Origin of the sequence: Pseudomonas sp. HMSC076A11, assembly GCF_001810205.1 — a bacterium.
GTDB classification, from domain to species: domain Bacteria; phylum Pseudomonadota; class Gammaproteobacteria; order Pseudomonadales; family Pseudomonadaceae; genus Pseudomonas; species Pseudomonas aeruginosa.
In genome coordinates this window covers 1-24,001 of sequence record NZ_KV800267.1, presented here as the reverse complement: position 1 = coordinate 24,001, position 24,001 = coordinate 1, and the positions used below count along the sequence as shown (strand labels likewise).

Below are 24,001 nucleotides of genomic sequence, written 5' to 3'. Positions count from 1 at the left end.
TGAAGCGTCAGCCGCCCGGCGAGACGATGATCTTCACGTTGTGCTCCTTGTTGTTCACCAACTCTTCGAAACCGCGCTCGACGATTTCTTCCAGGCCGATGCGACCGGTCACCAGCGGTGCGATGTCGAGGCGGCCGTCGGCTATGAAGGCGATCACGTCGGCGAACTCGCCGTTGTAGGCGAGGGCCCCGAGCAACTGCTTCTCGGTTGAAACCAGCTCGAAGAAATTGAATTCACTGGGCTCCTCGAAGATTCCCACAAGCACGCATTTGCCGGCCTTGCGGATGGCATCGATGGCCAGCTTGGCGGTGTGCTTGTTGCCGATGCATTCGAAGCTGACGTCGGCGCCAAGCCCGCCGGTGAGGGCGCGGATTTCGCCTAGGGCGTCGCACCGCGAGGGGTCGAGCACCTGGCTGGCGCCGACCTCCAGGGCCTTGGCCTTGCGCGCCGAGGACATCTCCAGGGCGATCACCTGTGCCGCGCCGGCGGCGCGCGCGCACATGATGGTGCTCAGGCCGATGGTGCCGGCGCCGACCACCACCACGTTCTGCCCGAGCAGGCTGCCGGCCTTCTTCACCGCGTGCATGCCCACCGCCAGCGGCTCGATCAGCGCGCCGGCCTCGCTGGGAAATCCGGCCGGCAGGGCGTAGAGCAGGTTGGCCGGTACGTTGACGTATTCGGCGAAGGCGCCGTTGTTCATCAGCCCGGTGAAGGCCAGGTTCTCGCAGATGTTGTACAGCCCATGCCGGCAGTAGTAGCAGGTGCCGCAATGCTGGCAGGCGTCTGCGGCGACCGCCTGGCCGACGGCGAAGCCGGTCACGCCGTTGCCGAGGCGGACGATTTCGCCGCTGAACTCGTGGCCGAGGATGCATTGATCCTTGAGGCCGGTGAGCGGGTGCGGCGCCTCCACGGGGATGAATACCGGGCCGGCCAGGTATTCGTGCAGGTCGGAGCCGCAGATGCCGCACCAGTGCACGCGGATCTGCACCCAGCCGGGCGGCGGCTCGGCCGGGAGCGGCACGTCTTCCACGCGGATATCGTGGCGGCCGTGCCAGACGGCGGCGCGCATCGCCGCGTTGGCTTGCGGGGAACTGTTCATGTCGGTCGTCTCCTCAATGCTGGCGGAGGAAGTCGAGCAGCAGGCGGTTGACCTGCTCGGCGGCTTCCATCTGCACCATGTGCGCCTGTCCGGGAATGATCTCCACCTGGGCTGGCAGGCCCTCGGCATGCCGCGCCGGGATGATCGCGTCATCGCTGCCCCAGATCGCCAGGACCGGCTGGCGGCCCTCGTTCGCCACGGCACGCAGGTCGTTGCGCTGGCGACCGTCGGCGAACAGGTTGTCCAGCAACTGGCGCAGGGCCGCATCGACGCCTTCCAGGCGCTTGTAGCGGAGCATGTCCTCGAGCATCTGCCGGGTGACCAGCGCGGGGTCGGAGAACAACTGCACCAGTTGCGGCTTCAACGCGTTGCGGTTGGCCGCCTCGACGAAGCCGCGCAGGTAGTCGCCGTTGATCTCCTCGCCGAGGCCGGCGCTGCCGATCAGGCTCAGCGACAGCACCCGCTGCGGCGCCAGGCGCGCGCAGTTCAGCGCCACCGCTCCCCCCATGGAGTGACCGGCCAGGTGTACCTGTTCCAGGTCGAGGTGGTCGAGCAGGGCCAGCACGCTGCCGCTGAGTTCATCGAGGTCGCCGCGCACCAGGGCCTTGCCGGACTCGCCGTGGCCCGGCAGGTCTAGAGCGATCACCCGCCGCTCGGCGGCCAGCGCCTCGTGGTTGAACAACCAGTTGTTCAGGTCGCCACCGAAACCGTGGATCAGCAGTAGCGCCGGATCGCCCTCGCCGCGGTCGAAATAGCGCAGGAGGCGCCCGTCCAGCTCGACTTTCCGCGGTGCCGGTCCGCTATCCCCAGCGTCCTCGTCGGCGGGTACGAATTCGGCCTGGAAGCGTTGCACCAGTGCGTCGATCTCCTCGTCGCTCGCCTCGCCCTCGACCACCACGCCGAGCAGCGCGCCGACCGCCAGGGTCTCGTCCTCGCGCGCCACCTTGCGCCGCAGCACGCCCGAGAAGGGCGCCTCGACGCTGCTGGAGATCTTGTCGGTCTCCACGTCGAGCACCTCGTCGCCTTTCTCGATATGCGCGCCCTCTTCCTTGAGCCAGGCGTCCACCCGACCCTCGGTCATCGACAGGCCCCACTTGGGCATGGTCAGTGTATGGATCCGGCTCATGCCGCGTCCCTCCCTTCCAGGGCCTGGCGCACGGCTGCCTCGATCTTCGCCGCGTCGGGGATGTAGAGGTCTTCCAGGGCGTCGGAGAAAGGCACCGGCGTATGGGGCGCGGTGACCCGGCGGATCGGCGCGCGCAGCGCGGAGAAGGCCCGTTCGGCGACCAGCGCGGCGATGTCGGTGGCCATCGAGCAGCGTGGGTTGGCTTCGTCGACCACCACCAGGCGGCCGGTCTTTTCCACGCTTTCGAGAATGCTGTCCTCGTCCAGCGGGCTGGTGCTGCGCAGGTCCAGTACTTCGCAGGAGATGCCCTGGCGCGCCAGGCTGGCGGCGGCGTCCAGCGCCAGGTGGACCATGCGGCCGTAGGTCACCAGGGTGACGTCGTCGCCGTCGCGGAGGAAGTTCGCCTCGCCGAAGGGTACGCTGTACAGCTCCTCGGGTACCTCGCCCTGCATCGAATAGAGCAGCTTGTGCTCGCAGAAGATCACCGGGTCGTTGTCGCGGATCGCCTGGACCAGCAGGCCCTTGGCGTCGTAGGGCGACGACGGGCAGACCACCTTGAGGCCGGGGATGTGGGTCCATAGCGAAGTGAGCATCTGCGAATGCTGGGCGGCGGCGCGCAGGCCGGCGCCGACCATGGTACGGATCACCAGCGGGGTGACCGCCTTGCCGCCGAACATGTAGCGGAACTTGGCGGCCTGGTTGAGGATCTGGTCCAGGCAGCAACCGGCGAAGTCGACGAACATCAGTTCGCACACCGGGCGCATGCCGCGGGTGGCGGCGCCGACCGCGGCGCCGACATAGCCGATCTCTGACAACGGGGTATCCAGCACACGGCCGGGGAACTGGTGGTAGAGGCCCTTGGTGACCCCCAGCACGCCGCCCCAGGCGTCGTCCTCGCCGGGCGCGCCGGCGCCGCCGGCATTGTCTTCGCCCATGATGAAGACGCTCGGGTCGCGGCGCATTTCCTGGGCCAGCGCCTCGTTGATGGCCTGCTGGTAGCTGATCTTTCTCGCCATGATGGTTCTCCTCGTTCTTGTTTTCGGGCGGCTCAGGGATAGGACACGTAGACGTCGCGCAGCAGGTCGTCCGGCTCCGGCTTGGGATCGTTCTTCGCGCGCTGCACGGCATCCTCGATGCGCGCCTCGACCTCGGCGTCGATGGCGTCCAGGTCGCTGGCGGAGAGCAGGCCGGCGTGGCAGGTGCGTTCGCGGAACTGCTTGAGGCAGTCGCGGGTTTCCCGGTAGTGCTTTACTTCGTCGGGATCGCGGTAGGTCTGTGCGTCGCCCTCGAAGTGTCCGTAGTAGCGGGTCAGCTTGACTTCGATCAGCGACGGCCCCTCGCCGGCGCGGGCGCGCTCGATGGCGGCGCCGGCAGCCTCGTGGACGGCGAAGAAGTCGAAGCCGTCGACGGTCACCCCGGGCATGCCGAAACCGGCGGCGCGGTCGGCGATGTGGTCGCAGGCCACCGACCAGTTGGCCGCGGTGGCCTCGGCATAGCCGTTGTTCTCGGCGACGAACAGGCACGGCAGGTTCCACACCGCGGCCAGGTTCATCGCCTCGAACACCGCGCCTTCGTTGGGGCCGCCATCGCCGAAGAAGGCCACCGCCACCGCATCGCTGCCTTTCAGCTTGGCCGCCAGCGCGGCGCCGGCGGCCAGCGGCGCGCCGGCGCCGACGATTCCGTTGGCGCCGAGCATGCCTTTCTCCAGGTCGGCGATATGCATGGAGCCGCCCTTGCCCTGGCAGACCCCGGTCTTCTTGCCATAGATTTCCGCCATCATGCCGTGCACGTCTACGCCCTTGGCGATGCAGTGGCCGTGGCCGCGATGGGTGGAGGCGATGCAGTCGTCGTCGCGCAGGTGCGCCATCACGCCGGCGGCGGAGGCTTCCTCGCCGGCGTAGAGGTGGACGAAGCCGGGTATCTCGCCCGTGGCGAACTCGACGTGCAGGCGTTCCTCGAAGGCGCGGATGGTGCGCATCACGCGGTAGGCATGGAGCAGTTGGTCGGTGCTCAGAGTGGACATCTTGTTGTTCTCCAGGTTGTCTTCACGGGGTCATCGGGGTTCGCTGGCCGGCCAGCAGGCGATGGCGGGCGGCGTAGGCGAGGGTGGCCGGCACATCGACGCTGAACGGGCCGGAAGGGTCGAGGGTGATGCTCGGGCGGTCGGTGGCGCTGAACTCGATCTCGCGCTCTCCGTCCAGCGCCAGGGTCCCGCTGGACAGGCTCGGTGCGTGGGCCACGCCGGGTTGCAGGTAGCCGGCGGCAGAGACCCCGCAGCCCACCAGCAGGCCCGGCGCCAGCGGCACCAGCAGGCTCTCGCGGGCGTCCGGATGCAGGCGCATCCAGGCGCCGTGGGGCTCCTCGCGGCTCACCGGCGACCACAGTCCGCAAAGCGCCGAAAGGCCGATGGCGTGGGGTTCGGCGAAGCTGACGAAGACTTCGGCGAGGTCTTCGGCGCGACTGATGGCGCGGGCGCCGATGAACGGCTGCGGCGACACCGCGACGTCCACCAGCGCCCACTCGCAGAGCCCGCGGCGCGGCTCGCGCACCAGCAGGCGCTTGTTGCGTCGCAGGCCGATCTCCGGCGGCACCCGGTTGCTGGCGCAGAGGCCGCCGGCGAGCCCCGCGCCGGTGGCTTCGCGCAGCTCCGGGAAGGCGTTGTTGGTCCCGGTGGACAGCGCCAGCAGGGGGACGTCGCCGACCTCGGCGGCCACTGCCTTGTGCGTGCCGTCGCCGCCGAGCACGGCGATCAGCGCCACGCCGCGCTCGACCATGCGCCGCGCCGCCAGGCGGGTATCCTCGACGCTCTGGCGCAGCGGCATGTCGAGGAACTCCAGGAACGGCCAGTGGCCGTCGCGGGCCTGGCGGGTCTGGCTGGCCCGGAGCACGGCGGCGGCGATGCCGGTCATGTCCGGCGGCAGCAACGCATGGCGGATGCCGGTGGCGCCGAAGGCGGCGAGCAGGCGTTGCACCACCGATGCCTTGTCGGTGCTGGAGTGCAGCCCGGCATGGGCGGTGAGGCGACGCAGGTCGCGACCGGAGGCCGGGTTGGCGATGATGCCGACGATCGGCGAGGGCGGGGTCATAGCGAGAATCCGCCGTCGACGGCGATGGCCTGGCCGGTGACGTGCGGCGCGCAGGCCAGGTAGACGACGAGCTGGCCCATGTCTTCGACGGTCTGCGCCTCGCCCTGGGGCAGCAGGCTGGCCTGGTGGCGTTCCCAGGACTGCGCCTCGCTTTCGCCGGCCTGCCGCCAGCGGCCCGACAAGCCGTCCTCGCCGCGCCACATTCCGGTGCCGACGATTCCCGGGCAGAGCGCGTTGACCGTCACCCCGTCGCGCGCGACCTCCTTGGCCAGGGCATTGCTGAAACCGATCACGGCAAACTTCGAGGCACAGTAGTGGGCGAGGTCGGGGAGACCGACCTTGCCGGCGATCGATGACAGGTTGACGATCCGCCCCCAGCGCTGCGCCTGCATCAGCGGCAGTTCGGCCTGGCAGCAGAGGAACACGCCGCGGGCGTTGACGTTCATCACCCGGTCCCAGTCGGCGAGGCTGAGTTCGGCGACCTTGCGGATGCTGATCACCCCGGCATTGTTCACCGCCACGTCGAGCCGGCCGAACTCCGTGGCGACCCGCTCGACCATCGCCCGGACGCTGTCGCCGTCGCTGACGTCGACCCCAAGGGCCAGGCTGCGGCGACCGAGGCTGCGGATCGCGGCGGCGGTTTCCTCGGCGACCTGCGGATCGAGGTCGGCCACCGCCACGTCGGCGCCGGCGCGCGCCAGGGCGAGGGCGATGCCCCGGCCGATGCCGCGTCCGGCGCCGGTCACCAGCGCGACCCGGGAAGACAGGGAGAAATCGTCGGACGACGTAGCGTGCATGCTTCACCTCTGATTGTTCTTGTAGGTGTATGCGGCAGGGCGTTGGGAGGAGCGGACAGTCCGCCCTGCCGTCGCCGTGGCTGGAGCAAGGCCGATGCCAGGTTGCGGCGTGGCGGCCGGAAGGCCCGTCGTAGAGCGCCGGCATGGGAAGGCCGGCGACCGCCGGGGCGACGTCCGGCGAGACAACCCATGTCATCGCGCACGGGTTCCCGGCGAGACGCTGAGACGCTCCGTCTCAGTCGTCGGCTGTGGCGGCCCGGCGCTTGTCGAGGGTCGCCGATGGGCGCTTAATGGGCGGCACAACAACAAGATGCCGAGCAACGGAGGCCCCATGCTTTCCGCACACTCGAAGGACCATGTGGACTGTGTCAGCCGTGTCCTGAGGAACGCCGCGCGCCTGCCGCAGGCGCCGGTGCCGACGCCGATCCTCGACTCCTGGCGCCGCTCCATGGAGCAGCACCGTCTCGACCCGGGGTCCCTGCAAGGGCCGCGGATTCTCTCGCAGACCCTCCTCGACGAATGTCGCGAGCGTTCCGAACTGTTCCTGCGCATCGCCAGCGAAGAGGTGGCGCGACTGCATGGACGGGGGCGCGATGCCGACTACTGCGTACTGCTCACCGATGCCCAGGGGCGGACCATCGACTACCGTGTCGAGTCGACCATCCGCAACGACTGCCGCAAGGCCGGGCTGTACCTCGGCACCTGCTGGTCGGAAGGCGAGGAGGGCACCTGCGGGGTGGCCGCCGTACTCACCGACAGGACTGCGGTGACGGTGCACAAGCGCGATCACTTCCGCGCCGCCTTCATCGACCTGACCTGTTCCGCGGCGCCGGTCTTCGATCCGCAGGGCGAGTTGCTCGGTGTGCTCGACGTTTCCGCCGTGCAATCGCCGGACGACCGCCGCAGCCAGCATCTGATCCGGCAGATGGTGGCGCAGAGCGCGCGGGAGATCGAGAACGCCTTCTTCATGCACAGCGCCCAGGGCCATTGGGTGCTGCGCGCGCACCGTGCGCCGGGCTACGTCGACAGCCAGCCGGACTACCTGTTCGCCTGGGACGCCGATGGGCGCCTGCTGGCGTTGAACCCGGCGGCGCGGCACTACCTGCGGCAGCGCCTGGGGCAGGTGCCGAGCCACATCGGCGAGGTGTTCGACCTCGACGCCCTGCACGCCGCCGCCGACCAGGCGCCGTGCCTGCTGCGCGGCCAGGCCGGCGAGCTGCACGTGCGTCTCAGCGCGCCGCGGGCCAAGGCGCGGCGGCTGGAGCGCGAGGTGCCCGACGACGCTGCGCTCGACCCGCGCATCGCCGAAAGCCTGCGCCTGGCGGTGCGGGTCAAGGACCGCAACCTGCCGGTGCTGATCCAGGGCGAGACCGGTGCCGGCAAGGAGGTTTTCGCCCGCCAGTTGCACCAGGCCAGCGCCCGTCGCGACAAACCCTTCGTCGCGCTCAACTGCGCGGCGATTCCCGAAAGCCTGATCGAGAGCGAGCTGTTCGGCTACGTTGGCGGAGCCTTTACCGGCGCGGCGGCGAAAGGGATGCGCGGCCTGCTGCAGCAGGCCGATGGCGGTACCCTGTTCCTCGACGAGATCGGTGACATGCCGCTGGGCCTGCAGACCCGCCTGCTGCGCGTGCTGGCCGAGGGCGAGGTGGCGCCGCTGGGGGCTGCGCGCCGGCAGGCTGTGGATATCCAGGTGATCTGCGCCACCCACCGCGACCTGGCGGCGCTGGTGGCGGCCGGCGGCTTCCGCGAGGATCTCTACTTCCGCCTCGGCGGCGCCCGCTTCGAACTGCCGCCGCTACGCGAACGCAGCGACCGGCTGGCGCTGATCCGGCGCATCCTCGACGAGGAAACCGCGCACTGCGGCGTACGCATCGAACTCGGCGAGGCAGCCCTGGAATGCCTGCTCGGCTATCGCTGGCCGGGCAATGTCCGCCAGTTGCGGCATGTGTTGCGCTACGCCTGCGCGCTGTGCGGCGGCGCCACCCTGCAACTCGCCGACCTTCCGGCAGAGCTGCGTGGCGAAGGCCGGACACCGGCCAGTGCGTGCGAGAGCGGCGGCGGTCCGGAGCGCGACGCCCTGCTCGACGCCCTCGTGCGGCATCGCTGGAAACCCATGGCCGCGGCGCGGGAACTGGGTATCTCGCGAGCGACCCTGTATCGGCGGGTGCGCCGGCATGGCATCCGCATGCCGGGCCAGGCGGACGACTGAGGTGCGCCGGCGGCCGGCGCAGTCGTCAAGCGCGGAAAATCAAAACCAGCCTTGAGCCTTGCCCCGTTAATGCCGGTGGGCTTTCCCTGTAGCGTTCCGGGCAGCGGCGCAACCCGTTCGGTCGCGCCCCGCCAGGAGCCTACGGAGGAAACCCATGCCCGCCCCGCACCAGCCAGCCCGCAATCCGACCGGGGAGTTCGACCCATGCCGCTAGCCCTGCTGCTCGCCATGGGCGCGTTCTCCCTGAGCCTGTCGATTTCCCCCGGTCCGGTGAACCTGACCATCGTCGCTTCCGGCGCCAACCATGGTTTCCGCCGGACCCTGCCGTTCGTCACCGGCGCCACCCTCGGCTTCGTCCTGCTGCTGGCCTTCGTCGGCTTCTGGTTCGTCCGCGCGATCGAGGCCTACCCGCGCTTCTTCGACTACCTGGGGATGGCCGGCGCGGCGTTCATCGCTCATGTGGGCTACCGCATCGCCACCGCGGATCCACGCCTGGCCCTGGAGGAAAACGGGGTCCCCGGGTTCTTCCAGGGCGTGCTCCTGCAATGGCTCAATCCCAAGGCCTGGATCGCCTGCGCTTCCGGCGTGGCCTTGTTCGCCAGCCCGAGCACGCACGCGCCGCTGCTGGTCTTCATGGCCATCTACCTGGTGGTCTGCTACCTCTCGCTGGCCGCCTGGGCACTGCTCGGTGACCGCGTGGCGCTGCTGCTCGACAGCCCCCGGCGGGTGCGCCTGTTCAATCGGGCGATGGGCGGCACCCTGGTGCTGACCGCTGGCTACATGCTCTACCTGCAGCTCGCCGCTAGCCCGGATTGAAGGCCTCGTAGAGGCGATTGATGAGGGTATAGGCGATGCTGCTGGCGGGTACGTTGGGCGGCCACACCGCATACACCTTCAACGGCTCCAGGCGCCATTCCGGCAGCACCGCGCGCAACTCGCCGCGGCGGATCGGCTCGTCGCTCAGGTAGGTCGGCGGCGCGGCCAGGCCGACGCCGAGGCGGGCCAGGCGGCAGGAGGCTTCGACGCTGTCGACGCGCACCCGCGGGGTGTAGTCGACGCGTACCTCCTCGTCGTCCCGCGCATGACGGAATAGCCGGCTGTCGGGGCGCATGCCGAGCCCGATCCATTCCAGCCGCTGCAGGTCGCGCGGGTGTTCCAGCGGCGCGTGCCGGGCCAGGAATGCCGGTGCCGCCACTACCTGGCGCGGCAGCAGGAACAGGTGACGGGCCTTCAGCGAGCTGTCCGGCAGGTCGCCGATGCGGAAGGCGATGTCGATGCCGTCGCCGATGATGTCGTGGCGGCTGTCGTCGCAGGCGATGCCGAGGTCGAGGTCGGGATGCTCCTCGATGAAGGCTGCCAGGTGACGGGTGAAGTCGCCGTTGACGAACACCGCGGGCATCGAGATGCGCAGGCTGTTGCGGGTCGAGACGGCGCGCTGGCGGAACTCGATGAAGCCCTTCTCGTAGAGTTCCAGCATGGAGCGGGCGGTGTCCAGCAACTGCGTGCCGTCCTGGGTCAGCGACAGCTTGCGGCTGTTGCGGTAGAGCAGCGCACGGCCCAGGTTCCGTTCCAGCCTGGACAGGTGCAGGCTGGCGGTCGCGGCGCTCAGGCCCAGCGCCTCGGCGCCGCCGGAGACGGAGCCGGTCTCGGCGATCTTGGCGAATACGATCAGGTAGCGGATGTCGTCGATCATGCGGTCTCTCGTCGCGGGGGCTGGGTGCATCCTGCGCGATGGCGGCCAGCCGGACAAGCGCGAGAGGTAGAGAGCGGCGGCGCTTCCCGGGCTTTTCAGCGCAGGCTCCAGAAACCCAGGCGACCGAGGCTCGCCGCCAGTCGCAGGCGCGAGGTCTGCCAGTTGCCGAGGGCGCGGATGTGCTGGTCCTCGGCGCTGGCGTAGGCGGTCAGGGCGTTGAGCAGCTCGATCATGCTGCCGACCCCTGAGCGGTAGCGGCCCTGCACCACCTCCAGGCTTTGCCGCGACTGTTCGACCAGTTCGCGGGTGCGCGCCAGGCTGCGGGTCTCGACGCTGAGCGACTGGTAGTTGTTCCACACCTCCAGCGAAACCTGCTGCTCGGTGTCGGCCAGCTCCGCTTCGCTGGCTTCGCGGCGGGCCAGGGCGTTGCGGACCTGGTAGGTGCGTTCGAAGCCTTCGAACAACGGGATGTTCAGTTGCAGGCCGATGCTGCGGTCGCGTTCGCGGGTATCGCCGTTGAACGCCATCGCCTGGTCGCTATGGCTGCGTGCCAGGTTGGCGCTCAGCGCCAGGCTCGGCCGGCCGGCGGCGCGGCTTTCCTCCACCGAGGCGGCGGCGGCTTTCAGCCGCGCCTGGGCGGCGAGCAGCGCCGGATGCTCGCGGCGGGCTTCGGCGAGCATCTCGTCGATGGCCTTGACGAAGCCGGTGTCGGGTTGCGCCTCCAGCTCGCCGGAGAGGCGCAGCGGGGTATCCGGCGCCAGGCCCATGCGCAGGGCGATGACGCCGAGGGCGTTGCTCAGGGCGCCTTCGTCGCGGACCTGGGCGAGGCTCGCCTGGGACAGCGCGGTCTGCGCCTGCAGGCGATCGGAAAGGGCGGCGGCGCCGGCCCGGTACTTGGCGTCGGCGGCTTCCAGGTTCTGCGCCGCCAGCGCCGCGACCTGCCGCGAGGCGGCCAGGCTGCGCTGGGCGGCGAGGGCGTCGTAGTAGGCCTGGGCGGCGAGGGCGAAGGTGTTCTGCAGGGTCGCGTCCTGGCTGGCGTTGGCCGCCAGCAGCAACTGCTGGGCGTTGCGCAGGGCGGCGCTGCGGCGGCCGAAGTCGAACAGCACCCAGCTCAATTGGAGGCTGGCGCCACGCCGGTGGCGATGGCCGTCGCCGGAGAGGTAGGGGGCATCGCGATAATCCATGTCGCTGTAGCCGCGACTGGCGTCGAGACGGCCGTCCAGGCGCGGCAGGTAGGCGGACTTGCCGATCCCGACCTGGGCCGCCTGGGCCTTGGCATTGGCCCAGGCGAGGCGAGTCTGTGGGTCGTGGCAGAGGATCCGCTCGATGGCTTCCTCCAGGCTCAGCTCGGTCGGTGGCGGCCCGCCGCGGCAGGGCAAACCGCTGCCGCCGAGGTCGTAGACCGCCTGGCCGGCGACCTGGCCGGCGGTGCCGAACACGTCCGGCTCGTAGGCGGCGGCGCCGGGAACCAGGCCGAGCAGGCCGCACAACAGGCCGGCGAGGGCACGCATCAGGCCTGCTCCCGCGCCGCGGCGGCCTGGCGTTCGGCCAGGCGCGCGGTGCTTTCGTCGAGGCTTACCTTGCCCTGGCCGAGGACTATCACGCGGTCCGCCGAGGCGATGGTCTCGGGCCGATGGGCGACCATGATGCGGGTGATGCGCAGCGCGCGAATGGCGGCGTTGACCCGCTGTTCGCAGTGTACGTCGAGGTGGCTGGTGGCTTCGTCGAGGAACAGGATGCGCGGCTTCTTGTACAGCGCCCGGGCCAGCATCACCCGCTGCTTCTGGCCGCCGGAGAGCACCGTGCCCATGTCGCCGACCAGGGTGTTGTAGCCCATCGGCATGGCCTGGATGTCATCGTGGATGGCAGCCATCTGCGCGCACTGCAGCAGCCAGGGCATGTCCGGTTGCGGGTCGAAGAAACTGATGTTGTCGCTGAGCGAACCGGCGAACAGCACGTCGTCCTGCAGCACCGTGCCGACCAGTTCGCGCAGGCCGTCCAGGCCCAGTTGCGCAAGGTCCAGGCCGGCCATGCGGATCTGTCCCTCCACTGGCGGGAGGATGCCCAGCAGGACGTTGAGCAGGGTGCTCTTGCCGCAGCCCGAGGGGCCGACGATGGCCACCGACTCGCCGCCGGCGATGCGCAGGTCGAGGCCGTCGAGGACCCAGGGCTCCTGTTCCGCGTAGCGGTAGCGCAGGCCCTGGATCTCGATGCTCGCCTCGCGCTCGCGGAGGTTCTCCGGGAGGATGTCGCCGTGGCTGACCTCCGGGGCCTGGAGCACGATGTCGGCCAGGCGCTCGCCCTGCAACTGGAGCATGCGCAGCTCGAAGAACTTGTCGATCAGGCTGCCGACGCGGCTGTCGAACTGCGACTTGTAGGCGTTGAAGGCCATCAGGATGCCGACGCTGAACTGGCCGTCCATCACCATGGTCGCGCCGAGCCAGATCACCAGCAGGTTCTCCACGCCGAACAGCAGGCCGTTGAGCTGCTGGTAGAACAGTTGCAGCTTCTGCGTACGCAGGCCGGCGTTGATCTGTTCCACCAGCAGGCCGAGCCATACCGAGCGGCGCTCGTCCTGGCGCTGGAACAGCTTCAGCGGGCGGATGCCGCGCACCGTCTCGAGGAAGTGGCTCTGCTGGCGCGCGGCGTGGACGATCTGCTCCTCGGTGGCGTTGCGCAACGGCCGGTACCAGATCCAGCGGCCGAGGGCGTAGAGGCTCATGGCGGCGATGGCGATGGCCGCCAGTGGCGGACTGTAGAGCAGCATCATGCCGAGGGTGGCGACGGTCATCAGGCCGTCCAGCACCGCCGAGAGGAAGGCCGCGGTGAGGGTCTGCTGGATGCTGTTCACCGCGCCGAAGCGCGACACCACGTCGCCCAGGTGGCGCTTCTCGAAATACTGCGCGGGCAGCCGCAGCAGGTGGCTGAAGACGTTGGCCTGCCACTGCACGCCGAGCAGGGTGCTCATGTGCATCATCACCCAGGCGCGCACCCCGCTGACCGCCTGTTGCATCAGCAGCAACAGGCCGAAGCCGATGGCCAGGGTGCTGAGCAGGTCACGGTCTTCGCTGACGATGACGTTGTCGATGGTCCATTGCAGGAAGAACGGACTGATCAGCGAGAACACTTCCAGCGCGCCGGCGAGCAGCAGCACCTGGGCCAGCGAGCGGTACAGCCCGGTGACCTTGCCGAGCATGCCCAGCAGCTTGATCCGCGGCGGCGCCTCCTGTTTCTCGAAGCCGCTCTCCGGCCAGAGTTCCAGGGCTACCCCGGTGAAGCTCCGCGAGACTTCCTCCAGGCCCAGCCGGCGCTGGCCGTGGGCGGGGTCGTGGAGCACCGCGCCGCGCCCGTCGACCGCCTTGAGCACGACGAAGTGGTTGAAGTTCCAGTGCAGCACGCAGGGCAGCTTGAGCTTGCCGAGGTCGCCGAGGTCGAGCTTCACCGCGCGGGTACCCAGGCCGAGGCGGTGGGCGGTCTGGATCAGTTGCTTGAGGGAGATGCCCTTGAGCGATACGGAGAAGCGCCGGCGCAGTTCCATCAGGCCGGTATGGTGGCCGTGGTAGCCGGCGATCATCGCCAGGCAGGCCAGGCCGCATTCGGTGGCTTCGGTCTGCAGCACCAGCGGCAGGCGGCGGCCCAGGCGCAGGGCGAGAGCGTCGAGAAAGGCCATGGGTCGTTCCTAGAGTTTGCCGGTCAGGCTGTAGAGCGGTTCCAGCACCCATTCGTAGAGGCGCCGGGTGTCCTGGAGGATGTCGGCGTCCAGCAGCATGCCGCTCTGCAGCGGACGCGGCTGGCCGTAGGCGGTCACCGCCTGGTCGTCGAGGGTTACCCGCAGCCGGTACAGCTGCTCGCCATCCTGGCCGAGCCCCGGTACGCCGCCGACCATGCTGGAAAGCTCGGCATAGGAGACGCTGGCGCGGGAGATCGACTGCACCTTGCCGTGGTACTGGCCGAACTTCTGGTACGGATAGGCCTGGTAGCGGATCAGCACCGCGTCGCCCGGCCGGATGAAACCGATGGACTTGCTCGGCGCGTAGAGTTCGGCCTGCAACGGGGTGTCGGCGGGAACGATGCTCAGCAGCGGACGCGAGCTGTCGACGGTCTGCCCGGCTTCGGCGAGCACGGCGGTGGCGATGCCGCTCTCCGGCGCGGTGACCAGCAAGGTGCGCTTGGCTTCGCTTTCGGCCAGGTCCTGCTCCACCGCGCTGAGCTGGCGGCGGGTTTCCGCGAGCTGGTTGGCCTGGCGCGCGGAAAGCCCGGCGAGTTCGTTGCGGCGCTCGGTCAACTGCTGCCGCAGCGACGTGCGTTCGCGCTCCAGGCCTTGCAGGGTCTGGCGCTGGCCGAGCAGCTCGGCCTGGCGCTGCTGCAACTGGTCCATGGAGATGTAGCCCTTGTCCATCAGCCCCTGGTAGCGCGCGGCGGCGTCGCTGGCCAGCGCCAGCAGGCGTCGCTGGCTGTCGGTCTGGGCGGCGAGGGTGGTGAGTTCGCGCTGCAGGCTGGCGACCTTGCTGGTCAGGCTGTCGCGCTCGTCGTCTTGCAGGCGGCGAAGCTTTTCCAGTTCGTCGCGCAGGGAGTCGCGGCGTTGTTCCAGGCGCCTGCTGATACCGGCCTGCACCGGGCCGGCATCGCTGCCGTAGCGTTCGCTGGAAAGCACCATCAGGCGCTCGCCGCGTCGTACCGCCTGGCCTTCCTGGACGAACTTGCGCAGCACGATGCCGGCCTGCGGTGCGTGCACCTTGACCTGGCCGCTGGCGGGCACCAATTGGCCGCTGACGGTGCTGCGCTTGGTGTAGCTGCCGAACAGGAAGAAGCCCACCACCAGCAGCGCCATCGCCGCGGCCAGCAGGGTGAGAAAAGTGAAGGAGACCGGGCGGATCAGCACGATCTCGCCCAGGCCGCCGGCATGCTGGGCGTCGAGGGCTTCCTGGCGAAACATGGTGGCTGGATCCTGGATTCGAATAATACTTGCATGACACTCCGACACCCTTGCGAAAGTTCAAACGCATGAAGTGCCGGAGTGCGACTTTTCTAATTAGATGGTGGTGCGGCCTACATCACCGGGACCGAAGTTTTCCCGGTATTGGCCCAAGTAACCGACAGCCGTCTCTGCATTGGTGAAGAGACCGACCGTGCCCCCGGCAATAGCGCCCATTGCGGTTGGCACGATCAGGCCGACCAACTGGGAAAGAGCGCCGAAGCCGAAGCCGCCGGCACCGCCCCATTTCCCGCCGATTGCCATGCCCGTCGCGGCGCCGTCGACGGCGCCTACGATCATGCCGGAAAGAGTTCCACCCGAAACGCAGGTGACTTCAATGTCATTGAGTTCTTTCATTTCATATATCTCCTTTAGGCTTCCCGTGAGTCTGGAAAGCCATTCGATGGTACTAATCCGAAAGAGTGGGATGAACTGCCAGGATTAGCGGTTTTTCATGGGCTCGATAATTCGTTTGACAATGAGTTTAAATATTCGGCGGATGAAGGTTTGCCACTCCGGGTAAACTTTGCGAATGATTAAGGCCGGTTCGTGCGACACCTCGATAAGACCTGTTGAACAAGTCAACGCCGTATCGAGGGCTCATTCATATCGGCTCCGGCCAACCGCTCTTCGTCCGAGTCAGTACGGCCTCGCATAGCGGCATTTCATGGCATCAGCCGGTCGAGCAGCGGCGAGCTGAACAGCCGATGCGGATCGGCTTCGTTCAACTGGCGCACCGCGCTGTCCCAATCGTTGTCTGCGACCAGGCCCTGGCGTAGCGACTGCGCCACCAACTGGTCGACCACCGTCGGCTCGTCCCAGGCGGCGGCGGGGCTGTAGCCCCAGCCCTTGCTCCACTCCACCCGCAGCGAGGCGTAGTCGCCGCTGAAGTGGTCGAACAGCCAGGCCTCGAACTCGTGGTAGAAGGCATTGGCCTGCGGGGTACCGGGCAGGCTGAGGATGTCCAGCCAGATCGCCGTGTCCCACTCCGGTTGGTCGGGGCGCGGACGGATCGCCGACAGGCTGGGCACCTGGGCGCCGGGAACGATCGACTCGCCGGGCTGGTCGAGCCCGCTGACGCGAATCTCCACCGGGCCGTTCATGGGGTAGTGGCCGTTGGCGCGGTAGGCGGCGACCATCGTCTGGTACTGCAGGTAGAACTCGTTGATCACCCGCTGCACGTCGCGACGCCGGGTCAGCACCGCGTAGCCGTTGGCGGTGACGCGCAGCGTGCTGGGCTTGATGTACAGCAGCAGGTCCTTGCTCCAGCCCCACAGGTCGTAGCCCAGGGTCAGCGCCATGCCGCCCACTACCAGGTCGTACTGCAGCTTGCCGAGCAGCGGGGTGAGTTCCGGGTGGCCGGTGTTGATCGCCGCCAGCAGGTCGGACAGCGCCTTGGGAATGTTGTCGGAGAAGGGGTAGTTGAACGGGCCGTTGACCGCGCGGGCGCCGAACGGGCAGCGCGGGGTCGGCGTCCAGACCTTCAGCCAGGGCTTGTCGGTGAAGGGGAACCAGATGGCCTCGGCGCGTCCGCTTTTCTGCAGGAAGCTGTCGAAGGTCCTTCCGCCGCTGCCGGCCGCGGCGAACATCTCGCTCGCCGGGATGTTCACGTAGCTCTGGCAGCGCATGCGCTTGTTGACCCCGGCCTGGAGGGTCGCCTCGACGATGAAGGCGCGTCCGAGGTGGACGAGGAACGGCGCGCAGGCCGGATCGTCGCGGCGGAAGGTCTTCAGCACGTATTGTCCGGCGGCGCCGTCCCAGACCACCGCGGTCAGCGCCACGATGCTGTTGCTCAGGGAGCCGTAGCTCTGCCCCGGCAGGCGGCTTTCGCCCTGCGCCGGGATGCCGGTGCCGTGGCCGTCGATGGCGAGCACCCCGCCGAGGGTCAGGTCGCCCGGCGCCGGCGTGGCGACGAAGCCGAGCTTGACCCGCTCCAGTTGTTTCAGCAGGGCTTCCATGGTGACGCCGGTCTGCGCGCTGAACAGGCCGAACTCGCCCTGGGCGTCGATCCGTACGCGGGTCAGGTAACGGCTGGTTTCCACCAGCACGATGCGGCTCTCGCAGTTCTCGCCGCCTTTCAGCAGCAGCGGGGACCAGTTGTGACCCATGCCGCGCGGGCGCACCTTGAAGCCGTTCTGCCAGGCCCAGTTGACCACCGCGAGAACCTCTTCGTTGGTGCGCGGGGCGCAGCTCCAGAGGTCGTCGGCGGCGATTTCCCCCGACCAGTTGCGGAACGCCCGCCGATAAAGTTCGAGGCCGGCCGGAAAGCCTGCCGGCGCCGGACAACTGCTGGCGGCGGCTTCGGCGGGCTGGATGACGAAGGCCGGGGTCCAGCCGGCCACCAGGCCGACCGCGCCGAGCGTGGCACTCTTGCCGAGGAAGCTGCGGCGCGACAGGCCGCCGGATTCCTGGTCGGGATCGCCGACGAAGGCGTCGGCTTGCTGGATGGGGTCGTGCATGGCGGTTCTCCTGATCGGGGCGCTGGTCGCCCCTTCCCGGTTACCGGGTCCTTGGTCGCCGCCGGGGGCGCCCAGGCCTCCGGCGACGGGGGAGGCCCGCTCCGCGACGGGAGCGGGCCGAGGTCCTGGGATCAGGTCCACTCGGTGTCGTAGTGGTAATCGATACGGCTGGTATCGCCGCCGAGCAGGCCGCCGACCGCGGCGACGCCCTTGAACACGCCGTAGCCGAGGGTGTCGGCCAGTTGATGGATGGGGGTCAGGCCGACGGCGTTGAACACCTTGCCGACCGAAGAGATGACCGACGTGTTGAGCAGGTCGTTGGACACCTTGACCACATCGACGATGGCATCGCCGACGAAGCTGAAGAGTCCGGCGCCCGATACCTGGTCGATTTCATCGAAGCTCAGTTCCTGAAGTGTGGCGAGTTGCATGGCGCTATTCCTTCATCAATCAAGTTTTGAGCGATAGCCGGCCCTCTCGCATAAACATCGGTTTGCGAAGATAGAGTGACTATCGGTTGCCAGCCGCTCTGGAAAAGTACTTTGCCGGCTGGTCGCTGAAAATTACTGATCTGCCGGCGAGAGTGTCAATCTGGGAAGTTGATAGGGTGAACTTGGAATATCCATGCTAGGCAAATGACGCCGATATTTTGTCAGTGGAATTGGTCGATGTTTTTTCGAATGCCGCGATAAGCATCTGGATATTGCTGATCCATTGATATTCGTGGGTACTGGGAAGCGGTTCGCTATTTTTACGAGATGATGCGCCAATCCAGAAAAGTATCGAATTATTGCTTTCGGAAAAAATTCAACTGCCTTGCTGATAGGTTTCTTCCGGTCGAGTTATTGAAGTCCATGTCCGGTCTTGCGTTGTTTTTCAAAGTAGAGAAACCGGCGTCATAAATTTGTGCGGATAACTGGCGGGCAAACTTTCCCAGGCTGCGCTTCTGTTGCGGGGAAGTGCTTCGGTTCGTGTCGAGGCGCTTTCCAGTCTTGACAGCCCGGCACAGGCGCGTAGAGTGCCGCGCATGAATCGTGCAGCCCTGACCTTCAAGCGCTATTACGCCTATCTGCTCCCTCATTGAGGCGGTAGATGCGTCGCTGCATTCCCGAACCGCCCGAGGCGGCGGTCCGGTGAACTCCCTCCCAACCTGTCTCCTCGGGCATCCACCGTGCCAAAGGAGATACCCGTGTCCGTCCCGACCCATCAGCAAGACCTGATCGCCCTGCTCGAAGAGCGTGGCTTCGTCCACCAGTGCACCGACCGCGACGGCCTCGCCGCGCACCTGGCTGCCGGTCCGGCAACCGCCTACCTGGGCTTCGACGCCACCGCCGACAGCCTGCACGTCGGCCACCTGCAGGGCCTGATGCTGATGCGCTGGCTACAGAAGGCCGGGCACCGCCCGTTGCTGCTGATCGGTGGCGCGACCACCCGGATCGGCGATCCGAGCTTCCGCGATTCGAGCCGGCCGATCCTCACCGAGGCGCAGATCCAGGCCAATATCGACGGCATCGCCCGGGTTTTCTCGCGCTACGTCGAACTGCACGACGACAGCCTGGTGAACAACGCCGAATGGCTGGACGGCGTCGGCTACCTGGAGTTCCTCGACCGGGTCGGCCGGCACTTCTCGATCAACCGCCTGCTGACCTTCGACGCCATCAAGCAGCGCCTGGACCGCGAGCATTCGCTGTCGTTCCTCGAGTTCGGCTACACCCTGCTGCAGGCCTACGATTTCGTCGAACTGTCGCGCCGGCGCGGCTGCACCCTGCAACTCGGCGGCGCCGACCAGTGGGCGAACATCATCAACGGCGTGGAGCTGTCGCGACGCCAGGGCGGCGCCCAGCTGTTCGGCCTGACCATGCCGCTGCTGGCCACCAGTGACGGGCGCAAGATGGGCAAGTCGGCGCAGGGTGCGGTATGGCTCAACGCCGAGCGCCTGGCGCCGTTCGACTTCTGGCAGTTCTGGCGCAACTGCGATGATCGCGACGTCGGTCGCTTCCTCGCCCTGTTCAGCGAACTGCCGATGGATGAGGTGCGCCGCCTGGGCGCCTTGCAGGGCGCCGAGCTGAACGAAGCGAAGGTGGTCCTGGCCAATGCCGCCACCGCCCTGGCGCACGGCGAGCACGCCGCGCGATCCGCCGCCGATGCCGCGCGCGGGGTGTTCGCCGACGGTACGCGGGACAGCGGCCTGCCGGTGATGAAGCTATCCCGCGCGCGCCTGGCGCAGGGACTGTCGCTGACCGACCTGCTGCTGGAACACGCGATCCAGCCCTCCCGCAGCGCGGTCCGCCGCCTCGCCGCCGGCGGCGGCCTGCGCCTGGACGGCACGCCGGTCAGCGATCCGGACGCGCCGCTGGCGGGCGAGGTCGACGGGCTGCGCTTGAGCCTGGGCAAGAAGCAGCATTTGCACCTGCGACTCGAGGATTGAGGTGCCTGCGGCCCCAAGGGGCCGCGCTTCACCAGAGCTTTAGCGTGTAATTGACGATGAAGCGGTTCTCGTCCAGGTCCGCACCGTAGCGGCTGCGGTAGGTGATGTTGCGCCATTTCAAGGCGACGCTCTTCAGCGGTCCGCTCTGGATCACGTAGGACAGGTCGGTGTTGCGCTCCCATTCGCTGTCGTCGGCACGGCCGGCGCCGCGGTCGATGTCGCGGCCCTGTACATAGCGGGTCATGAGGTTCAGGCCGGGCAGGCCGAGGCCGGCGAAGTCGTAGTCGTAGCGCAGTTGCCAGGATTTCTCCTGCGGTCGGGTGAAGGTCTGGTAGGCCATGAGGTTGGCCACGTAGGGCGTGGTGTAGCCGTTGAGCACCGGAAAGGCGTCGTTGCCGATCATCTTCTGGACACCGATGCCGAAGGCGTGGGCGCCGGCGCGCAGGGTGAGCATGGCGTTGAGGTTGCGATTGTCCACCGGCCCGGAGATCGCCGCGCCGTCTTCGCCGCTGTCGAAGTAGCGCAGGTCGCTGCGCAGCGACAGCCCTTCGCCCAGCGGCAGGGTGTGCAGCAGGCCGAAATAGTGCTGCCGGTAGATGTCCTTGAGCTGGCCGTAGTAATAGCTGGCGCTGAGCCGAGGGGTGAAGGCGTAGGTCGCGCCGGCGAGATTGAACTCGTCGCTGGCGTGGGCCTTGTCGCGGCCCATGATGTACATGTCGTCGCTGCCGGCCGACTCGCGAGTGCGCGACTTCCACAATTGCCCCGCGGTGAGGGTGAGACCCTCGATCTCGCTGGAGGTCAGCAGCGCGCCGTCGAAGGTCTGCGGCAACAGGCGCACGTCGTCGCGGAACGCCACCGGCAGTTGCGGCATGAGGATGCCGACCTGTAGCTGGGTCTGCGAATAGCGCAGCTTGGCGGTCAGGCCGAGGTGACTGTAGTCGTCCACCGGCTCCTTCGAATTCGCTCCGAACGGCAGCGTGCCATCGTTGCTACGCCCGCGTCCCGAGTCGAGCTTGACGCCGAGCAGCCCGGTAGCATCCAGGCCGAAGCCGAGCGGGCCGTCGGTGAAACCGGATTGCAGGCGCAGGACGAAGCCCTGCGACCAGTTGCCGGCCTGCGATTGGGGCGCATCGTGCTGGCGGTAGTCGCGCAACTGGTAGAAGTTGCGGAGGTCGAGGTGGGCGCTGCTGTCCGCGAGGAATTCCGCTTGCGCGGCGAGGGGCAGGAGGCCGAGGCCAAGCGCATAGCTGCGCCAGGCGCACGGGCGGGGGCATGCCGTGATCATCGATTCTTCCCTTGGTTGTTGTTCTTGTAGGTATGGGTGACGCCGATTGCACGGTGAGTTTTAGCATATTGTTAACTTGTTAATGAAGTGTTGGCGATCCTCCCGGAAGCTTCGCTAGCCTCTGCCCCTTTCCATGCTCATCGAGCATTGACGGTAAGGCGCTGGAGAGCGAAGCCAGCCTGGAATCTTTCGCCTTCTGCGCATTTGGTTAATCTGTTAACGTTGTCGGCCCGCGAAAGGAGCCAGGCCCGCGCGCTGCCAGGGTGAACGAGGTCGCGGCGCGAGGATTTCCCGGACGGCGAACTTGCATCCGCGTGCACGGCGGTGTCGTCTGGACCGAAAGGCGAAGAAGAGGAGGGCGAGCGTGCCTGCGAGTGCATCGAGGATTCAGGTCGGAAGCGGCGAACGACGCCTGTTGCTGCTGTTGTCGGCGCTGGTGGCGTTCGGCCCGCTGTCGATCGACATGTACCTGCCGAGCCTGCCGGCGATCGCCGCCGATCTCGGCGCCAGCGATGCCCAGGTGCAGCGGAGCATCAGCGGCTTCCTGGTCGGCTTCTGCGTCGGCATGCTGTTCTACGGCCCCTTGTCCGACCGTTTCGGCCGGCGCCCGGTGCTGCTGGCCGGTATCGCCTTGTACCTGTTCAGCAGCCTGGCCTGCGCGCTGGCCGACAGCGCGGGGCAACTGGTCCTGCTGAGGGTGCTCCAGGCCCTCGGCGGCGGCGCCGCGTCGGTGCTGGCGCGGGCCATGGTGCGCGACCTCTATCCGTTGGGCGAGGCCGCCCGGATGCTGGCATTGATGCACATGGTGACCATGCTGGCACCGCTGGCCGCGCCGCTGCTCGGCGGCTACCTGATGCTCTGGGCCGGCTGGCGCGCGTTGTTCGTGGTCCTGGCGCTGTTCGCCGGGCTCTGCCTGCTGGCGGTCTGGCGGGTCGCCGAAAGCCACCCGCCGGAGCGCCGCGGCGGCAGCCTGGCCCAGGCCTTTCTCGCCTATGGGCGGCTGCTCGGCGACCGTCGCGCGCTGGGCTACGTGCTGTGCATGGGGCTGGCGTTCGCCGGGATGTTCGCCTACATCAGCGCCGCGCCCTTCGTGTTCATCGAGCATTTCGGCGTGCGCGCGGAGCGCTTCGGCTGGTTCTTCGGCCTGAACATCCTCGGCGTGATGCTCGCCACCTGGTGCAGCGCGCGCCTGGTGCGCCGCCACGGTCCGCGGCCGCTGCTGCGGGCCGGCAGCCTGCTGGCCTGCGTGTCCGGGCTGTTCCTCCTCGGCTATGCGGCGCTCGGCGAGCGGGGCGGGTTGTGGGCGCTGGTGCCCGGGCTGCTGTGCTTCGTCAGCGTCACCGGCCTGCTCGGCGCCAACTGCATCGCCAGCCTGCTGGCGTTGTATCCCGGACAGGCCGGGGCGGCTTCGGCGGTGGCGGTGTCCGGGCAGTTCGGCCTCGGCTGCCTGGCCAGCCTGGCGGTCGGCTGGCTGGCGCTGCCCGGCGTGCTGCCGATGGCGCTGGTGATGGCCGTCTGCGGCGTCGGCAGCCTGCTCGCGCTGGGCTTGGCCCTGCACGGCGGAAACCGTTGATTTCCTTCTGCATACCCGCATGCAGCCTGTGTTTTTTCCGCTACTCTTCTGCACTTTCGAAACCAGTCATCCAAGCTCGGACCCTATGTCAACGCCAAGACCCTCCCTGACCCTGACCCTGTTGCAGGCTCGCGAAGCCGCGATGAGTTTCTTCCGCCCCTCCCTCAACCAGCACGGCCTCACCGAGCAGCAGTGGCGGGTGATCCGCATCCTGCGCCAGCAGGGCGAGATGGAGAGCTACCAGTTGGCCAACCAGGCCTGCATCCTGCGCCCGAGCATGACCGGCGTGCTGGCGCGCCTGGAGCGCGACGGCATCGTCCGGCGCTGGAAGGCGCCCAAGGACCAGCGGCGGGTCTACGTGAACCTGACGGAAAAGGGCCAGCAGTGCTTCGTCTCCATGAGCGGCGACATGGAGAAGAACTACCAGCGCATCCAGGAGCGGTTCGGCGAGGAAAAGCTCGCGCAGTTGCTGGAACTGCTCAACGAGCTGAAGAAGATAAAGCCCTGAAGCGACTGGCCGGCGTCATGCCGGCCAATTCTTGTCCCAGTGCCGGCAGTCGCCCTGGCAGCGACCGGGACAGCCGCAGCCGGTGCGGCTCCTGCCGGTTTCCCGCTCGACCCGGCGGGCCACCTCCTCGTCGTCGGCGAACGGCAGCATGCTCGCCTGGTCCAGGGTCTTGGCGTGGCGCAGGCTCCAATGCACGCCGAAGAACAGCACGGCGACCGCCAGCAGCTCCAGCAGGATCTCGCTCCAGCTGAATTCCATGATGATTCTCCTCGTCGGCTGTCGAGCCTTGCCCGCAGCGTGGCGGGCGAGGCTCGGGAAGGGAAGGGACGCGCTGTCGCGGCTCAGGCCATGCGGGCCGCCGCGAGGATTCCTTCCGGGCGCGCCTGGCGTACCGTGCGCCAGATGTTGTAGCTCATCAGCAGCATGCCGGTGAGGAAGAACCCGCCACCGACCAGGCGCACGATGAAGCCCGGATGGCTGGCCACCAGCGACTCGACGAAGGAGTAGGTCAGCGTGCCGTCCTCGTTGACCGCGCGCCACATCAGGCCCTGGGTGATGCCGTTGACCCACATCGAGGCGATGTACAGCACGGTGCCGATGGTGGCCAGCCAGAAGTGCGCATTGATCAGGCCGACGCTGTGCATCTTCTCGACCCCGTAGACCTTGGGAATCAGGTGGTAGAGCGAGCCGATGGTGATCATCGCGACCCAGCCGAGGGCGCCGGCGTGGACGTGGCCGATGGTCCAGTCGGTGTAGTGGGAGA

General features: G+C 67.9%; 21 protein-coding genes. 5 read left to right on the top strand and 16 right to left on the bottom strand.

From position 1 onward, the window contains the following. Positions 1 to 7: 7 nt before the first annotated feature. The 6 genes from HMPREF2716_RS02605 to HMPREF2716_RS02580 are packed head-to-tail and all read right to left on the bottom strand — an operon-like array spanning position 8 to position 6,108. Positions 8 to 1,069: a 2,3-butanediol dehydrogenase gene (locus HMPREF2716_RS02605; RefSeq protein ID WP_003104781.1), complete on the bottom strand. Its 1,062-nt coding sequence runs from the start codon at positions 1,067 to 1,069 to the stop codon at positions 8 to 10. Positions 1,070 to 1,112: 43 nt separating this feature from the next. After that, complete coding sequence (locus HMPREF2716_RS02600) at positions 1,113 to 2,225, bottom strand: acetoin dehydrogenase dihydrolipoyllysine-residue acetyltransferase subunit (RefSeq protein WP_003112997.1); 1,113 nt, start codon at positions 2,223 to 2,225, stop codon at positions 1,113 to 1,115. Beyond that, positions 2,222 to 3,241, bottom strand: a complete 1,020-nt coding sequence (locus HMPREF2716_RS02595; RefSeq protein ID WP_003104786.1) for an alpha-ketoacid dehydrogenase subunit beta — start codon at positions 3,239 to 3,241, stop codon at positions 2,222 to 2,224. The genes HMPREF2716_RS02600 and HMPREF2716_RS02595 overlap by 4 nt, the downstream gene beginning before the upstream one ends. Before the next feature lie 32 nt (positions 3,242 to 3,273). After that, on the bottom strand, positions 3,274 to 4,248 hold the full coding sequence (locus tag HMPREF2716_RS02590) for a thiamine pyrophosphate-dependent dehydrogenase E1 component subunit alpha (protein ID WP_070621792.1): 975 nt from the start codon (positions 4,246 to 4,248) through the stop codon (positions 3,274 to 3,276). A 22-nt stretch (positions 4,249 to 4,270) separates the two neighbouring features. After that, positions 4,271 to 5,311 (bottom strand): ATP-NAD kinase family protein, encoded by a 1,041-nt coding sequence (locus tag HMPREF2716_RS02585; RefSeq protein ID WP_003112999.1) that lies wholly within the window; start codon positions 5,309 to 5,311, stop codon positions 4,271 to 4,273. Continuing rightward, on the bottom strand, positions 5,308 to 6,108 hold the full coding sequence (locus HMPREF2716_RS02580; RefSeq protein WP_003104791.1) for an SDR family NAD(P)-dependent oxidoreductase: 801 nt from the start codon (positions 6,106 to 6,108) through the stop codon (positions 5,308 to 5,310). The genes HMPREF2716_RS02585 and HMPREF2716_RS02580 overlap by 4 nt, the downstream gene beginning before the upstream one ends. A gap of 331 nt (positions 6,109 to 6,439) precedes the next feature. Here HMPREF2716_RS02580 and HMPREF2716_RS02575 point away from each other — a divergent pair, with 331 nt between their 5' ends. Together HMPREF2716_RS02575 and HMPREF2716_RS02570 are read left to right on the top strand one after the other, a co-directional pair. Then, on the top strand, positions 6,440 to 8,317 hold the full coding sequence (locus HMPREF2716_RS02575; protein WP_070621791.1) for a sigma-54-dependent Fis family transcriptional regulator: 1,878 nt from the start codon (positions 6,440 to 6,442) through the stop codon (positions 8,315 to 8,317). Between the two features lie 204 nt (positions 8,318 to 8,521). After that, positions 8,522 to 9,133: a LysE family translocator gene (locus HMPREF2716_RS02570; protein WP_003104796.1), complete on the top strand. Its 612-nt coding sequence runs from the start codon at positions 8,522 to 8,524 to the stop codon at positions 9,131 to 9,133. Here HMPREF2716_RS02570 and HMPREF2716_RS02565 read toward each other — a convergent pair. The 7 genes from HMPREF2716_RS02565 to HMPREF2716_RS02535 form a co-directional block, all read right to left on the bottom strand. Beyond that, positions 9,120 to 10,010 (bottom strand): LysR family transcriptional regulator, encoded by an 891-nt coding sequence (locus HMPREF2716_RS02565; protein WP_003093500.1) that lies wholly within the window; start codon positions 10,008 to 10,010, stop codon positions 9,120 to 9,122. The genes HMPREF2716_RS02570 and HMPREF2716_RS02565 overlap by 14 nt on opposite strands. 95 nt (positions 10,011 to 10,105) lie before the next feature. Then, entirely contained in the window at positions 10,106 to 11,521 is a 1,416-nt protein-coding gene (locus HMPREF2716_RS02560) for a TolC family protein (RefSeq protein ID WP_023097203.1), read from the bottom strand. Then, a complete protein-coding gene (locus HMPREF2716_RS02555) occupies positions 11,521 to 13,680 on the bottom strand; it encodes a peptidase domain-containing ABC transporter (protein WP_003093498.1) in 2,160 nt (719 codons plus the stop codon). Before HMPREF2716_RS02555 ends, HMPREF2716_RS02560 begins: the two co-directional genes overlap by 1 nt. A 9-nt stretch (positions 13,681 to 13,689) precedes the next feature. Beyond that, a complete protein-coding gene (locus HMPREF2716_RS02550; protein ID WP_004351723.1) occupies positions 13,690 to 14,946 on the bottom strand; it encodes an HlyD family secretion protein in 1,257 nt (418 codons plus the stop codon). 96 nt (positions 14,947 to 15,042) lie between these two features. Next, positions 15,043 to 15,342, bottom strand: coding sequence for a type I secretion effector TesG (locus tag HMPREF2716_RS02545; RefSeq protein ID WP_003093484.1), 300 nt, complete (start codon positions 15,340 to 15,342; stop codon positions 15,043 to 15,045). Between the two features lie 308 nt (positions 15,343 to 15,650). Next, positions 15,651 to 17,444 carry a cholesterol oxidase substrate-binding domain-containing protein gene (locus HMPREF2716_RS02540; protein WP_003121911.1) on the bottom strand — a complete coding sequence of 598 codons (1,794 nt, stop codon included), beginning with the start codon at positions 17,442 to 17,444 and terminating at the stop codon, positions 15,651 to 15,653. A gap of 131 nt (positions 17,445 to 17,575) precedes the next feature. Next, a complete protein-coding gene (locus HMPREF2716_RS02535) occupies positions 17,576 to 17,875 on the bottom strand; it encodes a hypothetical protein (protein ID WP_003093477.1) in 300 nt (99 codons plus the stop codon). 758 nt (positions 17,876 to 18,633) lie between these two features. On the opposite strand from HMPREF2716_RS02535, the gene tyrS reads away from it, so the two are divergent. Then, the gene (gene tyrS, locus HMPREF2716_RS02530; protein WP_033939001.1) at positions 18,634 to 19,872 is read left to right on the top strand and encodes a tyrosine--tRNA ligase; all 1,239 of its coding nucleotides are present in this window, start codon (positions 18,634 to 18,636) and stop codon (positions 19,870 to 19,872) included. 28 nt (positions 19,873 to 19,900) lie between these two features. On the opposite strand, the gene HMPREF2716_RS02525 is transcribed toward tyrS, so the two are convergent. Further along, the gene (locus HMPREF2716_RS02525; protein ID WP_070621790.1) at positions 19,901 to 21,157 is read right to left on the bottom strand and encodes an OprD family porin; all 1,257 of its coding nucleotides are present in this window, start codon (positions 21,155 to 21,157) and stop codon (positions 19,901 to 19,903) included. Between the two features lie 364 nt (positions 21,158 to 21,521). Between HMPREF2716_RS02525 and HMPREF2716_RS02520 the strand changes: the two genes are divergently transcribed. Both HMPREF2716_RS02520 and hpaR read left to right on the top strand, forming a co-directional pair. Then, on the top strand, positions 21,522 to 22,730 hold the full coding sequence (locus HMPREF2716_RS02520; protein WP_003159295.1) for a Bcr/CflA family multidrug efflux MFS transporter: 1,209 nt from the start codon (positions 21,522 to 21,524) through the stop codon (positions 22,728 to 22,730). 85 nt (positions 22,731 to 22,815) lie between these two features. Beyond that, positions 22,816 to 23,238: a homoprotocatechuate degradation operon regulator HpaR gene (gene hpaR / locus HMPREF2716_RS02515; RefSeq protein WP_003093470.1), complete on the top strand. Its 423-nt coding sequence runs from the start codon at positions 22,816 to 22,818 to the stop codon at positions 23,236 to 23,238. A 15-nt stretch (positions 23,239 to 23,253) separates the two neighbouring features. On the opposite strand, the gene HMPREF2716_RS02510 is transcribed toward hpaR, so the two are convergent. Beyond that, entirely contained in the window at positions 23,254 to 23,496 is a 243-nt protein-coding gene (locus HMPREF2716_RS02510; RefSeq protein WP_003093468.1) for a hypothetical protein, read from the bottom strand. An 83-nt stretch (positions 23,497 to 23,579) separates the two neighbouring features. Continuing rightward, positions 23,580 to 24,001, bottom strand: a 422-nt coding sequence (locus tag HMPREF2716_RS02505) for a cbb3-type cytochrome c oxidase subunit I (protein WP_177343798.1), incomplete at its 5' end; no start/stop codon positions are given.

Bases quoted from the DNA above. Each gene is read 5' to 3' on its own strand.
- HMPREF2716_RS02580 (WP_003104791.1), bottom strand. From the start codon at position 6,108: ATGCACGCTACGTCGTCCGACGATTTCTCCCTGTCTTCCCGGGTCGCG.
- HMPREF2716_RS02510 (WP_003093468.1), bottom strand. From the start codon at position 23,496: ATGGAATTCAGCTGGAGCGAGATCCTGCTGGAGCTGCTGGCGGTCGCC.
- HMPREF2716_RS02605 (WP_003104781.1), bottom strand. From the start codon at position 1,069: ATGCGCGCCGCCGTCTGGCACGGCCGCCACGATATCCGCGTGGAAGAC.
- HMPREF2716_RS02555 (WP_003093498.1), bottom strand. From the start codon at position 13,680: ATGGCCTTTCTCGACGCTCTCGCCCTGCGCCTGGGCCGCCGCCTGCCG.
- HMPREF2716_RS02525 (WP_070621790.1), bottom strand. From the start codon at position 21,157: ATGATCACGGCATGCCCCCGCCCGTGCGCCTGGCGCAGCTATGCGCTT.
- HMPREF2716_RS02535 (WP_003093477.1), bottom strand. From the start codon at position 17,875: ATGCAACTCGCCACACTTCAGGAACTGAGCTTCGATGAAATCGACCAG.
- HMPREF2716_RS02575 (WP_070621791.1), top strand. From the start codon at position 6,440: ATGCTTTCCGCACACTCGAAGGACCATGTGGACTGTGTCAGCCGTGTC.
- HMPREF2716_RS02595 (WP_003104786.1), bottom strand. From the start codon at position 3,241: ATGGCGAGAAAGATCAGCTACCAGCAGGCCATCAACGAGGCGCTGGCC.
- HMPREF2716_RS02565 (WP_003093500.1), bottom strand. From the start codon at position 10,010: ATGATCGACGACATCCGCTACCTGATCGTATTCGCCAAGATCGCCGAG.
- HMPREF2716_RS02590 (WP_070621792.1), bottom strand. From the start codon at position 4,248: ATGTCCACTCTGAGCACCGACCAACTGCTCCATGCCTACCGCGTGATG.
- HMPREF2716_RS02545 (WP_003093484.1), bottom strand. From the start codon at position 15,342: ATGAAAGAACTCAATGACATTGAAGTCACCTGCGTTTCGGGTGGAACT.
- HMPREF2716_RS02550 (WP_004351723.1), bottom strand. From the start codon at position 14,946: ATGTTTCGCCAGGAAGCCCTCGACGCCCAGCATGCCGGCGGCCTGGGC.
- HMPREF2716_RS02560 (WP_023097203.1), bottom strand. From the start codon at position 11,521: ATGCGTGCCCTCGCCGGCCTGTTGTGCGGCCTGCTCGGCCTGGTTCCC.
- HMPREF2716_RS02600 (WP_003112997.1), bottom strand. From the start codon at position 2,225: ATGAGCCGGATCCATACACTGACCATGCCCAAGTGGGGCCTGTCGATG.
- HMPREF2716_RS02585 (WP_003112999.1), bottom strand. From the start codon at position 5,311: ATGACCCCGCCCTCGCCGATCGTCGGCATCATCGCCAACCCGGCCTCC.
- hpaR (WP_003093470.1), top strand. From the start codon at position 22,816: ATGTCAACGCCAAGACCCTCCCTGACCCTGACCCTGTTGCAGGCTCGC.
- HMPREF2716_RS02570 (WP_003104796.1), top strand. From the start codon at position 8,522: ATGCCGCTAGCCCTGCTGCTCGCCATGGGCGCGTTCTCCCTGAGCCTG.
- HMPREF2716_RS02540 (WP_003121911.1), bottom strand. From the start codon at position 17,444: ATGCACGACCCCATCCAGCAAGCCGACGCCTTCGTCGGCGATCCCGAC.